This is a genomic window from Ruegeria lacuscaerulensis, assembly GCF_013034685.1.
Taxonomy (GTDB): Bacteria; Pseudomonadota; Alphaproteobacteria; order Rhodobacterales; family Rhodobacteraceae; genus Ruegeria; species Ruegeria lacuscaerulensis_B.
In genome coordinates, this window is sequence record NZ_WQGO01000001.1 from 823,279 (window position 1) to 835,940 (window position 12,662).

Annotated in this window: 12 protein-coding genes; 10 read left to right on the forward strand and 2 right to left on the reverse strand. The window is 59.7% G+C overall.

The window, feature by feature from the left end:
- The first annotated feature begins 65 nt into the window (after positions 1-65).
- The 9 genes from GOV80_RS04075 (at position 66) to GOV80_RS04115 (ending at position 8,218) form a co-directional block, all read left to right on the forward strand.
- Positions 66-755 carry a haloacid dehalogenase type II gene (locus GOV80_RS04075; protein ID WP_170782933.1) on the forward strand — a complete coding sequence of 230 codons (690 nt, stop codon included), beginning with the start codon at positions 66-68 and terminating at the stop codon, positions 753-755.
- Positions 752-1,579, forward strand: a complete 828-nt coding sequence (locus GOV80_RS04080) for an alpha/beta fold hydrolase (protein ID WP_170782934.1) — start codon at positions 752-754, stop codon at positions 1,577-1,579. The genes GOV80_RS04075 and GOV80_RS04080 overlap by 4 nt, the downstream gene beginning before the upstream one ends.
- Positions 1,576-2,550: a threonine ammonia-lyase gene (locus GOV80_RS04085; RefSeq protein ID WP_170782935.1), complete on the forward strand. Its 975-nt coding sequence runs from the start codon at positions 1,576-1,578 to the stop codon at positions 2,548-2,550. Before GOV80_RS04080 ends, GOV80_RS04085 begins: the two co-directional genes overlap by 4 nt.
- A gap of 59 nt (positions 2,551-2,609) precedes the next feature.
- Entirely contained in the window at positions 2,610-3,398 is a 789-nt protein-coding gene (gene pcaD, locus GOV80_RS04090) for a 3-oxoadipate enol-lactonase (protein ID WP_170782936.1), read from the forward strand.
- Between the two features lie 11 nt (positions 3,399-3,409).
- Complete coding sequence (locus GOV80_RS04095; RefSeq protein ID WP_170782937.1) at positions 3,410-4,144, forward strand: alpha/beta fold hydrolase; 735 nt, start codon at positions 3,410-3,412, stop codon at positions 4,142-4,144.
- A gap of 61 nt (positions 4,145-4,205) precedes the next feature.
- Positions 4,206-5,405 (forward strand): TCR/Tet family MFS transporter, encoded by a 1,200-nt coding sequence (locus tag GOV80_RS04100; RefSeq protein WP_170782938.1) that lies wholly within the window; start codon positions 4,206-4,208, stop codon positions 5,403-5,405.
- Between the two features lie 82 nt (positions 5,406-5,487).
- Entirely contained in the window at positions 5,488-6,582 is a 1,095-nt protein-coding gene (locus GOV80_RS04105; RefSeq protein ID WP_170782939.1) for a Zn-dependent alcohol dehydrogenase, read from the forward strand.
- A 6-nt stretch (positions 6,583-6,588) separates the two neighbouring features.
- Positions 6,589-7,821, forward strand: coding sequence for a mandelate racemase/muconate lactonizing enzyme family protein (locus GOV80_RS04110; protein ID WP_170782940.1), 1,233 nt, complete (start codon positions 6,589-6,591; stop codon positions 7,819-7,821).
- Between the two features lie 109 nt (positions 7,822-7,930).
- Positions 7,931-8,218, forward strand: coding sequence for an ArsR/SmtB family transcription factor (locus GOV80_RS04115; RefSeq protein WP_170783007.1), 288 nt, complete (start codon positions 7,931-7,933; stop codon positions 8,216-8,218).
- 100 nt (positions 8,219-8,318) lie between these two features.
- Here GOV80_RS04115 and GOV80_RS04120 read toward each other — a convergent pair whose 3' ends face one another.
- Complete coding sequence (locus tag GOV80_RS04120; RefSeq protein ID WP_170783008.1) at positions 8,319-11,315, reverse strand: cyclic nucleotide-binding domain-containing protein; 2,997 nt, start codon at positions 11,313-11,315, stop codon at positions 8,319-8,321.
- A 244-nt stretch (positions 11,316-11,559) separates the two neighbouring features.
- Between GOV80_RS04120 and GOV80_RS04125 the strand changes: the two genes are divergently transcribed.
- Entirely contained in the window at positions 11,560-11,919 is a 360-nt protein-coding gene (locus tag GOV80_RS04125; protein WP_170783009.1) for a DUF3307 domain-containing protein, read from the forward strand.
- Here the strand turns inward: GOV80_RS04125 and GOV80_RS04130 are convergent.
- Entirely contained in the window at positions 11,916-12,647 is a 732-nt protein-coding gene (locus tag GOV80_RS04130) for a hypothetical protein (protein WP_170782941.1), read from the reverse strand. The genes GOV80_RS04125 and GOV80_RS04130 overlap by 4 nt on opposite strands.
- Positions 12,648-12,662 lie beyond the last annotated feature (15 nt).

Genomic DNA, 12,662 nt, shown 5'->3' on the forward strand with positions numbered 1-12,662 from the left:
TGTGACACGCCATTGTAAACCCGTTCCTCTTTTGCCAACCTGCGCCCCAGGGATGGAGGGATCAGATGCCGATCAAAACATGTATCTTCGACGCTTACGGGACGCTGTTTGACGTAGCCGCCGCCGCACGACAGGCCGCAGCCGAGCCGGAGTTTGAAGCACTGGGGCAGAAATGGCCCGAACTGGCCAATTACTGGCGCCTGAAGCAGTTGCAATATACTTGGCTGCGCGCGGTCTCGGACGCACATGCGGATTTCTGGGATGTCACGCAGGACGCGTTGGATTGGGCTTTGGAGGCCACCGGTCTGGATGGCGATGCAAAACTACGGCAACGTCTGCTCGACCTCTATTGGGAGTTGCAGGCCTACCCCGAAGTGCCCCAGATGCTGCAAGCGCTCAAGGCCGGAGGATTGCAGACCGCGATTCTGTCGAACGGCTCGCCGCCGATGTTGGACGGTGCGGTGCAATCTGCGGGGATTGGCGATGTGCTTGACGATGTCCTGTCGGTCGAAAGCGTCGGCGTCTTCAAACCCCATGTGCGCGTCTACGATCTGGTGCAGAAACGGTTCGGCGGCGAACGGGGCGAGATTTTGTTCGTGAGTTCAAACGGCTGGGACGCCGCAGGCGCCAGTGGCTATGGTTTTACCACCGCATGGGTCAACCGCGCGCAAGAACCGATGGACCGCTTGCCCTGGAGGCCCGCGCATGTATTGTCCGACCTGACGACGATCCCTCAACTTGCTGGGCTGGAATGACATTTTTTACAACAACAGATGGAAAGAACCTGTATTTCGAAGAAAACGGATCAGGTTCGCCCGTCCTTTGCCTTGCAGGGCTGACACGTAATACCCAGGACTTCTCGTTTCTGACACCGCATATGGCAGATCATCGGATGATTGCGATGGACTACCGAGGGCGCGGCCAGTCGGAATATGACACCGACCACGGCAACTATAACGTTCTGCGCGAAGCCCATGACGCGATCGAATTGCTGGACCATCTTGAGCTTGAGCGGGTTTCGGTGATCGGCACTTCGCGCGGCGGGTTGATAGCCATGGCGCTGGCCGCCAGTCACCCCGAGCGTTTGGCCTCGGTCGTGCTGAACGATATCGGGCCGGTTATCGACACGTCTGGGATTGCCAAAATCATGGGCTATGTCGGCAAAAAGCCGGTTTCCAAAACCTATGATGAAGCAGCTCTTGCCCTGCAGCATATGATGGCCGAACAATTCCCCGGAGTTCCGCTGGAGCGATGGCGGAAAATGGCTGAATTCCAGAACCAGGAAACCGAACAGGGCCTTTCTTTGCGCTATGATCTGGGGTTGCGCACCGCCTTGCTGGAACAGGCCGCCGCAGGGGCGATCCCGGATATGTGGCTGTTTTTTGAGGCTTTGCGCGATATTCCAACCGGCGTCATTCGGGGTGCCAATTCCGATGTTCTTGGCAAGGACACTCTGGCCGAGATGCATAGACGTCATCCCGGCCTCGTCTCAGTCGAAGTCCCTGACCGGGGCCACGCGCCCTTTCTGGACGAACCGCAATCCCTGGATTTGATCCGCAACGTATTGGACGCCGTATGAGCACATTGCAAATGATTGAAGCGGCCGCCGACCGGTTGCGGGGCCATGTGCGGGAAACACCGATCCTGACCTCCCCGTTTCTGGACGAGATTGCGGGCCGCCGGGTGCTAGTTAAACCCGAATGCCTGCAACATACCGGCAGTTTCAAGTTTCGCGGGGCATGGTCGGCGATCTCTGCACTCAGCGAAGCCGAGCGCAATCGTGGCGTGATCGCCTTTTCTTCGGGTAATCACGCGCAGGGCGTGGCCCACGCCGCGACCCGTCACGGCATCGCGTCGGTGATCATCATGCCGTCAGACGCGCCCCAGTTGAAAATCAACAACACCCGCGCTCTGGGCGGTGAGGTGGTTCTGTACGAGCGCGCCACGGAAAGCCGCGAAGAAATTGGCGAGGCTTTGGCCGCCGAGCGTGGCCTGACCCTGATCCGCCCCTATGACGAACCGCAAGTGATTGCCGGGCAAGGCACCACTGGTCTGGAGATCGCCCGGCAAGCTGCGGATTTGGGCGTGAAACACGCAGATGTGCTGGTGTGCTGCGGTGGCGGCGGGCTGACCTCGGGCATTGCGCTGGCGCTTGAAGAACACGCTCCCGGTCTGCGCCCCCGCCCCTGCGAACCCGAGGGGTTTGACGACGTGAAACGCTCTTTGGAGACGGGGCAAATCCAAAGCAACGCGGCAACCAGCGGCAATATCTGCGACGCTATCCTGACTCCGCAACCGGGGGACATCACCTTCCCCATCCTCAACCGCCTGTGCGGCCCCGGCCTGTCTGTGTCCGAAGATGAAGCCATGCACGCCATGGCGCTGGCCTTCTTGCGCCTCAAGATTGTTCTGGAACCGGGCGGAGCGGTATCGCTGGCCTCGGCCCTGTTTCGGCGCGACGAGATCGAGGGTGATGCGGTGATCGTCGTCGCCTCGGGCGGCAACACAGACCCGGATGTCTTTGTCAAAGCGCTGGAGTTCCTGACCTGACAAATCCTGCGCAATTTGGGTATTAGTCGGCGCCAGATGAGATGAACGGGGAAACAGTAATGCAGATCGCTGATCTTGGGGATGTCCAGCTTCACTACCGGATTGACGGCGATCCCAATGGGGTGCCGGTGGTGTTCGCGAACTCACTGGGCACCGATATGCGCCTGTGGGACGCCGTGCTGCCCCATCTGCCCGCTGGTCTGCGGATCATTCGGTATGACAAACGCGGGCACGGCCTGTCGTCGTGCCCAACGGGTCCCTATTCGATGGGGGCGCTGGTGCGGGATGCCGAAGCGTTGCTAGATCTTCTGAATGTACGCGACTGCGTGTTTGTGGGCCTGTCTATCGGTGGGCTGATTGCGCAAGGCTTGGCCGTTAAACGCATGGATCAGGTGCGCGCACTGGTGCTGTCGAACACGGCGGCCAAGATCGGCACGCCCACCATGTGGCAGGACCGGATCGACGCCATCCGCAAGGATGGGATCGAGGCGCTGGCCGACGCCACGATGGAGCGCTGGTTCTCGCGCGCGTTTCGCACCACGCCTGATATGCTGCTTTGGCGAAACATGATGGAACGCCAGCCTGCCGAAGGATATATTGGGTGTTGTGCGGCCATTTCGGGCACGGATTTTTTCACCCCCACAAGCGGCTTGCGCCTGCCCACGTTGGGCATTGCGGGCAGCGAGGATGGCTCGACCCCGCCCGATCTGGTGCGCGAGACCATCGAGTTGATCCCCGGATCGAAGTTCGAGTTGATGCGCAGGGCCGGTCATTTGCCCTGCGTCGAGCAGCCCGAAGAATATGCAAACCTGCTGCACCGTTTCCTGACCGATATCGGTCATATTTGAAGGAGGGAGACATGGCGGATTTTCTGTTGGTTCACGGCTCCTGCCACGGCGCGTGGTGCTGGCGCGATCTGATCCCGGCGCTTCAGGCTTTGGGGCACACGGCCCGCGCGATCGACATGCCCAGCCATGGCTCGGATCCGACGCCGGTCGCGCAGGTCACATTGGCCGGGTGCCGGGATGCGGTGTTGGGCGCCTCGACCCCCGAAACGATCATCGTCGGACATTCCTGGGGCGGCTACCCGATCAGCGCCGCGGCCGAGGCCGATCCTTCCGCCATGAAGGCGCTGGTATATCTGTGCGCCTATGTGCCCAAAGATGGCATGTCGATGGTCGAGATGCGCCGCCAATCGCCGCGCCAGACCATCGCTGACGCGGTCGACAAATCCGCGGATGGCCTGTCGTACACCGTAAAACCCGATTGCGTCCAAGAGCTGTTCTATCACGATTGCCCACCTGCCACCGTGCGAAATGCTCTGGCGCGTCTGTGCCCGCAACCCATCGCGCCGCAGGACACGCCTCTGCCCCTCACCGACAGGTGGGATCAAGTTCCAAGGGCTTATATCCGCGCGACCGACGACCGCACCATTCCCCCAGAATATCAGGCACAAATGAGCCTGTCGGTGCCGCCAGATATGCGCTTTAACATCGACAGTTCGCACTCTCCGTTCTTCTCGCAGCCTGACACATTGGCCGGAATTCTGAACGCCATCGCCGAACAAACCTTTCCATCCGGTCGTCCGTGTTGACGCTTTTCGTCCAATCACCGAGGGACCAGCGCCCGCCGGACCACTTGGGTGATTGCTGACGATGCGCCTGCCCTTCCTCTTTGTCCTGCTGACCGTGATGATCGACGCGATGGGCATCGGCCTTGTTCTGCCAATCATGCCCGAGCTCATTGTCGAGGTTCAGGGCGGCACCCTCGCAAGCGCCGCTATCTGGGGCGGCGTGCTCAGCACAACATTCGCGGCCATGCAATTTGTATTCGGCCCGATCTTGGGCAACCTCTCGGACGCGTATGGGCGGCGGGTCGTTTTGCTGGTCTCGCTGTTCGTGATGGCGCTGGACTATGTCGTGATGGCACTGGCGGGCAGCATTTGGCTCTTGCTGATTGGGCGCCTTGTCGGAGGTATCACAGCAGCCACCCATGCCACCGCTGCCGCCTTCATGGCCGATGTCTCGAAACCGAAAGACAAGGCAGCCAATTTCGGCCTGCTGGGCGCGGCTTTTGGCATCGGCTTTGTCCTTGGCCCCGTAATCGGTGGATTGCTCAGCGAATACGGAACCCGCGCGCCCTTCTGGGCTGCCGCTGGGCTTTCAACCCTCGCATTCGCCATCGGTGTCTTTGTCATGCCCGAGACTGTCACCGACAAAACCCGCCGCACGTTCAGCCTGCGTCGCGCCAACCCGGTCAACTCTTTGCGCGCCATAGCCAGCCTGCCCGGAATTCGCCCGATGTTGTGGGTTTATTTCCTCTATTCTGTGTCGATCTACGTCTATCCGGCGATCTGGGCCTATTTTACCACTGAACGCTTTGGCTGGTCGCCGCAGATGATTGGCCTGTCGCTGGGCGTCTACGGTATCGGAATGGCTGCGGTTCAGGGCGGGTTGATCCGACCGGCCACGCGGTATTTCGGCGAGCGCAGGACCATCATCTTCGGTATGGGGTTCGAGATCGTCAGCTTTATCATTCTGGGGTTTCTGACCAACGGCTTCATCGCCCTGATGCTGATCCCGATCACCGCCATTGGTGCAATCGTCACCCCGGCGTTGCAAGCGATGACTTCCCGCGCCACCCCGGATTCCCAGCAAGGCGAATTACAGGGCGTCCTCACCTCACTGCATGCCTTGTCGATGGTCCTATCGCCTTTGGTGATGACCAGCGTCTTTGCGCAGTTTGCGCGCCCGGATGCCGTGCTCTATCTGCCGGGGGCACCGTTTTTACTGGCCATGCTGTTGATGGTTGTGGGCTTTGTCCTTTTCTTCCGGTCACCTAAGGTCATGACCTGACAACGACACTTTTGTGACGGTTTCCGCCTTGCGTCGCGCGCCCGTCCGCGTCACCGTGACTTGAAAAGGACGAGGGCAAACCATGCAAACCATCAAAGCCGCCGTATGCCGGGCGTTTAACGAACCTCTGGTCATCGAGGACGTGCAACTGGCACCACCGGGAACGGGCGAGGTCGAAGTGACCCTGGATGCGGTGGCGATCTGTCACTCGGACATCTCTTACGCCAGCGGCGCATGGGGCGGGTTCCTGCCTGCGGTCTATGGGCACGAGGCCGCAGGTGTGATCTCCGCCTTGGGCGCTGCAACCGACGGGTTTCAGGTCGGGGATCCGGTCGTGGTCACTCTGATCCGCGCCTGCGGGTCCTGCCCGTCCTGCGCGGGTGGGCAACCGACCATTTGCGAAACGCCCTATAACACAGTGAAGGGGCCCCTGCGGACCTCGGACGGTGAACCGCTGGATCAGGCTATGGCCTGTGGTGCCTTTGCCGAAAAGGTCGTCGTCAGCCATCGGCAAATCGTGAAAATCCCCGAAACCATGCCCAAGGACGTTGCCAGCCTGCTGTCCTGCGGTGTGATCACCGGAGTCGGGGCTGCCGTCAACGCCGCTGGTTTGCGGGCCGGTCAGGACGTTGTTGTGATCGGCGCGGGCGGGGTGGGCCTGAACGCAATTCAAGGCGCTCGTATAGCCGGGGCCCGCCGTATCGTGGCCGTCGACATGACCGAAGAGAAGCTTGAGATCGCGCAGGAATTCGGCGCGACCCATGGCGTTCTGGCAACGGCCAAAGCCCCTTGGAAGGAATCCTACAAGGCTTTGGGCGGGCGCGGCGCGGATGCGGTACTGATTACCGTCGGCGCCATCCCGGCCTATGATCAAGCCCCGCGCTATCTGGGACGCGGCGGCAAGGCGATCATGATCGGGATGCCGCATTCCGGGGATATGTCGACCTATGAACCGGTTATGCTAGCCGCTTTGGGCCAAGGCGTGATCGGGTCGAAAATGGGCGATGTGGTCATTCAGCGGGATATCCCGTGGATGATCGACCTCTATGAACAAGGGCGGCTGAAACTGGATGAGCTGATCTCGGGCCGCTGGTCGCTGGATCAAATCAACGAGGCCATTGCCGACACCAAGACCGGATCGGCCAAACGCAACGTGATCCTGTTTGACCGAGGCTAGCCGCGCATGAAACTGCAAGATCTCGACATCATCGTCACCGCCCCGCCTGCGCCGGGCTGGGGCGGGCGCTATTGGATATTGGTAAAGCTCACAACGGATACCGGGATCACAGGTTGGGGGGAATGCTATGCCTCCTCCGTCGGGCCCGAGGCGATGCGCCATGTCATCCGCGACGTGTTCGAGCGGCACATGCTGGGCGAGAACCCCGAGAATATCGAACTCATGTTCCGCCGCGCCTATTCCAGCGGCTTCACGCAGCGCCCCGACCTGACGGTGATGGGCGCGTTTTCGGGGCTCGAGATCGCCTGCTGGGACATTCTGGGCAAAGATCGCGACCGCCCGGTCTATGCCTTGCTTGGCGGGCTTATGAATGAACGCATTCGCGCTTATACGTACCTCTATCCCCTGCCCCAGCATAATCTGACCGACTTCTGGACCTCACCCGAACAGGCCGGAGAATGCGCGGCCGAGATGGTGCGGCGCGGCTTTACAGCCGTCAAATTCGACCCCGCCGGGCCCTACACGATCCGGGGCGGGCACATGCCCGCGATGTCCGATATCTCAATGTCCGTGGCCTTTTGCAAAGCGATCCGCGAGGCGGTTGGCGACAAGGCCGACCTGTTGTTCGGAACCCACGGCCAGTTCAACACCGCAGGCGCGATCCGTTTGGGACAAGCGCTGGAGCCGTATTCTCCGCTATGGTTCGAAGAACCGACACCGCCCGACATGATAGAGGACATGGCCCGCGTCGCCCGCAATGTCCGCATCCCGGTGGCAACCGGTGAACGGATGACGACCAAGGCCGAATTCGGCGCGGTTCTGCGCGCGGGCGCGGCTGAGATCCTGCAACCTGCCTTGGGACGTGCGGGCGGGATATGGGAGATGAAGAAGGTCGCCGCCATGGCCGAGGTCTTCAACGCCCAGATGGCACCGCATCTTTATGCCGGGCCGATCGAGTGGGCCGCGAATATCCATCTGGCGGCCTCGATCCCGAACCTGCTTCTGCTTGAGACAATCGAAACCCCGTTCCACGACGCCCTGATCAAGGGCAGCCTTCGGGTTGAGGACGGGTTTGTCACCGCGCCCACCGCGCCGGGGTTGGGAATTGAAGTAGACGAGGAACTGGCCCGCGCGCATCCCTTTGACGGAACGGGTCTGCATTTACAGATGCAGGAAGAACCTTGCGACTATGTCAACGGAAATGCGTTTCAGGGCGGCGCGCCTGCAACCGAGGGGTGACAAACCGCAGGGTTTTGCGGCATATTGCATGAACCCCCTAGTTTCAGACAGGCCACCCATGACACTCATGGAAAACGACACTCAAACGGCAGATGATGCCGCAACAGATATGAAGGAAAGCGCCGCGCAGGCGGCGGCTTTTCTCAAAGCTCTGGCCCATGAAGGCCGACTGATGATCCTGTGCCATTTGGGAACGGGCGAAAAATCGGTGGGTGAGCTGGAAAGGCTGCTGGAAATCCGTCAGGCCGCCGTCAGCCAGATGCTGGCGCGTTTACGGGCCGAAGGGCTGGTTTCAACCCGGCGCGATGGCAAGACGATCTATTACTCGGTGAAAGACGGCAATACCGAGCAGGTGATCGGCCTGCTTTACGATCTGTTCTGCAAGCCGCAGGATTAGGCCGTTTCGGGTTCCACCTGAATCACTCTGCGACACGAATGTCCCGAGAACGTCGCAGGCGTGGCAGGGTATTCGTGTCTCAAGTTAAACCCGAAGCGCTTTAGTTCGACACGTAGCCCGCAATCACCTGCATCAGCTTAAACGCCGTCGCGGCGTCATTTTCCACAACGGCCAGGAATTCCTCTTCGCCCACGCGCAGACAGGACAGTTCGGTCTCGGCGATCATGCTCAGCGCGCGCGGTTCTTTGCGGATCAGTCCCAGTTCGCCCACCAACGCCCCTGCGCCTACAGTGGTGATCAACTGATCCGGTCCGTCAGGCTGCGGCAGGTACAGCCCAGCCTCGCCTTCCAGAACGACATAGGCCCCGTCGGTAGGCTGGTCATCTTTGAGGAAAACAATCTCGCCCGGTTTGGCGTCGAACCAGCGGGCACCAAATGCCAGCAGGCGCAGCTGGCGACGGTCGAGGCCAGAAAACAGCGGCGTCTGCTCCAACGCGCGCAGTTTGCGCGCGAGGTCGGCCGATGCAGCACTGTCTTCTTCCACGTCCGCCGGTCCTTCGTCTGAAACCACCCGACCTTGCCGTATTTCGACAAACATGTCGAATACGCCGGGGTTGTCGAACTGGTCGTTCAGATAGATGACAGTCGTCTCGGGAAGCAGCGATCGCAGGTTCTTATAGACAGCAACCTGCGTGGACATGTCATAGCTGGCGAGCGCACTATCGAGGATCAAGATATCGGGTTTCTTGATCGTCGCACGGGTAAAGGAAAGCGGTTCGGCAAAAACCGCAGGCAAGTTCTGCCCGCCCAACGCCACCGGCACGTCATATATCAGCTCGACCACCAAAGGCCGTGCGCCGTTCTGATCCAGCACATCCACGATCAGCTTGCGCACCTCGTCCGAGCGCGCGCCACCGATCTGGCTGACTTTTCCGAACAGCGCATTCTCCATCACCGTCAAGCCCGGTGCAAAAGCGTCTGCGTCCAGTGGCACAAACACATCGTGCAGCGTTTCCAGCAGCTTTTGCGAATGGCTGTGGCGCAGTTCCAGAATCCGATCTTTCAGCTCATCGGTGAACGCAGGCCCGATCTGCTCGGCCGAGATCACAACCGGCACGGCCAGAAGCGTGGCAAGCTGTTCATCATCCAGACCCGACACGCCTTCGTCCCGCGTGCGCTCCAAAAGTTCGATGGCCTTTTCATAGGTTTGCGCCTCAAGCCCAAGCTTTCGGAACAAGGGGTGATCGGTTCCGTCCAGACCGAAAATCTGACGCAGCATTTCGATCACGTCGCGGGTCAGATGCACCAGCGTTTCATCCAGTCCCAATTCCCGAAGCTGGCCAAGGAAAACGGTCTGCTGTGCCAACAGGGCCTGCGTCACCGGAACGCGCGGGGTGGCAAACAGCAGGTTCTCGGCCACCGGCAGGGCCGCGTTGTAGCAGCAGCGATCAAAGACCAGCGCCTGTTGCTCCAGCCCGGCATCACGCACGGCCTGCTGCACCACCGGGCGCAGCTCAATCAGTTTTCCCGCCAGATTTTGGTGCGTGTCCGGATCAAACGCCTGTTCCGCCCCGCGCTGGAACAACGCCCCACCCGAGCCCATCCCGTCAATCAGGTGCAACCACCAGTCGCGTAGCGCCTCGGGGCTGTCCAGATCCGCACGCGACGGGTCCAGCCATTGGGCCTGCAACGGGTCATCGCTGTTGCCCGCCCGTCGAGTTTCGGCAAATCCGGGATCGTCTGTGGACGCGCTTAGCGGTTTGAACCGGATCGGCATCATTACGTTGTCGCCCAGCGTGCCCTGAAACATCACCGGGCGAGACGAAGCATAGCCGATACGCGCCGCGACGACCCCCTGATGCAGGCTCGCAATATCCTGTGTCCCTATCGACACTCGCCCGGCACTGGGCAGCATCTCGCGCGTCAGCAGCTCGGCAATGGCGCGGCGATCTTCCTCGCTGGGTGCCGCGATCCCGATAGTCTTACCCGCCGGAAAGCTGAGGTTCAGATCATCCAGCACCTGATTGCCGTCCATATCCCGGACCGAGACATGATCCAGCACGATATCGCCCCGCAGACGCGGTTGTTTTTCGGGCTCACCCTCGAACAGCTTTTCGTCCAGCATGCCCGGTGGGGCAAATCGCTCGACGACCACCTCCCATCTCAGCGACATGTCCTGAGTCTGGTTGTAGTAGGTCAGCAATTCCTTCCAGGGCGAGCTGAGGTCCTTATACGCCGCCAGCGCCGCCACCAGCGCCCCCAGCGAGACCGAACCCTGAAGTACCAGCAAACCACCGACCAGATAGAACATGAACGGGGTCAGTTGCGAGATGAAGTTGTTGATGAACTTCATAAAGAACTTTTTCTGGTAGATCTCGAACCGGATACCGAACAGACGCCCCAACTGATCCGAGACCATCGCCCGCCGATACCGCCATCCGCCATTGGTGCGCAGGGTCGAGGCACCAGCCGCGTTTTCGCCGATCTGGGCGGCCAGAACGCGGACTTCCTGAATACGCTTCTTGTTCAGCAGGTTGATCTGGCGTTGAAGCTTGGGGATCAGCCATGCCTGCACCGGGATCAACGCAACAGCGGCCAGGCCGAACCAAACGCTTTGCAAAAACAGGAAGGACAGGATGGTAATCATCTGTCCTGCCTGCAACACCGGCTGACTGATCGCATCGCCCATCAGCCCGCCCATCGGCTCGCTTTCGGCGGTGATCATCGACACCATCTCACCCTGACTGACCCGTTCAAAATAGGGTTGAGGGAACCGAAGGGCACGGCTGATTAACTGATAACGAAAGCGGCGCAGCATCCGCTCGCTCAGCACACCTTTCATCGTGTTGATCCGCATTTTCATCAGGCCATGAGCCAAAACTGCGGCAAGGAAAGCAAAACACAGGATGATCAGAAATGTGGTTTGCGGCAGTTGGTAGCCAAGCACATTCACCACCGAGCTTCCGGCCCCGATGGCGTCATTGATGATCCGCTTAGGCAATTCCAGCGTGAGATACAGCAAGGGAAACAGCGTCGAAGTCACAGCCAGCAGGATTAACTGGTCGCGCTTCGAATATTTCCAAATAAAGCGGAAGATCGTGCGTTCTATGGAACCTGCCCCTGCTACGGTTCATGGACCCGGCCTGAACAGCATCGCCGCACAACCGTTGCTTTGAATTTACCGCAATCGAGACCAGCGACGCAAACAGTTTCCAATTTGATCAGATTTTTGCCGAATGTGAACAAGTTCATTTGCGCAACCACAAGTTAGCGCCTAGACTTTGCATCAGGACGATGTCGGGAGGATTCATTTGCATGCCAGTTTAGGCGCAGTGTTTTTGATGCTCTGCTTATTGCAGATCAAACATATGTTTGCGGACTACTACCTCCAAACGCCAAAAATGCTGGCGGGACGCGGAGAATATTTTCACATGGGACGGGCACAACATGCAGCGGTGCATGTAGTGGGCTCTGTCCTTGTGTTTTTGCTGTTCGGCGCGCCCTGGGCCTTTATTCTGATCATCGCCGCGTTGGAATGGATCGTTCATTTCAACATTGATTTCGCCAAGGCCAGTTATTCCGACAAAAAGCAACTGGTACCGACGCAATCGGCCTTCTGGCGTGCTGCCGGTCTAGACCAATGCCTGCACAATCTGACGTATGTCGCTATGGTCTGGGCTTGGGTAAAATTTGCGGTTTAGGCCACGTTAACAAGGCCGGATCGACTGTAGATCGACAGCCACATGTCATCCAGCACATCCAGCTTCTCAACGTCAAAATTGTCTGCATGTTCCCAATACCGACCACTCGGAACATAATATCCCAGATCCCGTTCACACCGCAAAACGTTGTCCATCCCATCCGTCGATGGCAACTGAGGTGACATCAAAGAGGTCGTGGAAACTGAGGGGTAGACCAACCTGCTGCACCCTTGCGAAAGCCGCACGACCCGGCAGCCCTGCGCAGCCCCGAACAAGCCCAGACGCGCGGACTTGGCCTCGAGCGATCTGAGCGTGACATCATCACGCAAGGGATCGGCGGCCCCGCGACCGTAGAAATGCGTCTTGCCTACTTTCGGGTAAATCATGTCGCAGCCAAAGTAGGCTAGAACCGCCGGGCGCAGCGATGCCAAAGCCCAATACCCAGCCGTCAAGGCCATCGTCCCGCCCGCATAGACGAAACCGCCATAAGCATTTTGCAGCGGAACATACTCCGAGGCCTCGACAATGCGCTGACCCGGATCTGACGCGGCAGGTCTGTTATCGACCGGAAAATCCTCGGGGTGAATCAACACATCCCAATCCGGTCGGACACGCCAGGCATTATTGATGGCGACTATATGGGTAAAGGGCGCGCGGGGCCACTGTCGGGCGGCCACTGCGCTTGGGGCGCTGCCCAGTATCAGAACTCGGTTCCTCGGTTCGGTCATTCTGGGCTCCGTCCC

Bases quoted from the DNA above. Each gene is read 5' to 3' on its own strand.
- pcaD (WP_170782936.1), top strand. From the start codon at position 2,610: ATGCAGATCGCTGATCTTGGGGATGTCCAGCTTCACTACCGGATTGAC.
- GOV80_RS04095 (WP_170782937.1), top strand. From the start codon at position 3,410: ATGGCGGATTTTCTGTTGGTTCACGGCTCCTGCCACGGCGCGTGGTGC.
- GOV80_RS04075 (WP_170782933.1), top strand. From the start codon at position 66: ATGCCGATCAAAACATGTATCTTCGACGCTTACGGGACGCTGTTTGAC.
- GOV80_RS04125 (WP_170783009.1), top strand. From the start codon at position 11,560: ATGCTCTGCTTATTGCAGATCAAACATATGTTTGCGGACTACTACCTC.
- GOV80_RS04080 (WP_170782934.1), top strand. From the start codon at position 752: ATGACATTTTTTACAACAACAGATGGAAAGAACCTGTATTTCGAAGAA.
- GOV80_RS04130 (WP_170782941.1), bottom strand. From the start codon at position 12,647: ATGACCGAACCGAGGAACCGAGTTCTGATACTGGGCAGCGCCCCAAGC.
- GOV80_RS04105 (WP_170782939.1), top strand. From the start codon at position 5,488: ATGCAAACCATCAAAGCCGCCGTATGCCGGGCGTTTAACGAACCTCTG.
- GOV80_RS04115 (WP_170783007.1), top strand. From the start codon at position 7,931: ATGAAGGAAAGCGCCGCGCAGGCGGCGGCTTTTCTCAAAGCTCTGGCC.
- GOV80_RS04110 (WP_170782940.1), top strand. From the start codon at position 6,589: ATGAAACTGCAAGATCTCGACATCATCGTCACCGCCCCGCCTGCGCCG.
- GOV80_RS04100 (WP_170782938.1), top strand. From the start codon at position 4,206: ATGCGCCTGCCCTTCCTCTTTGTCCTGCTGACCGTGATGATCGACGCG.
- GOV80_RS04085 (WP_170782935.1), top strand. From the start codon at position 1,576: ATGAGCACATTGCAAATGATTGAAGCGGCCGCCGACCGGTTGCGGGGC.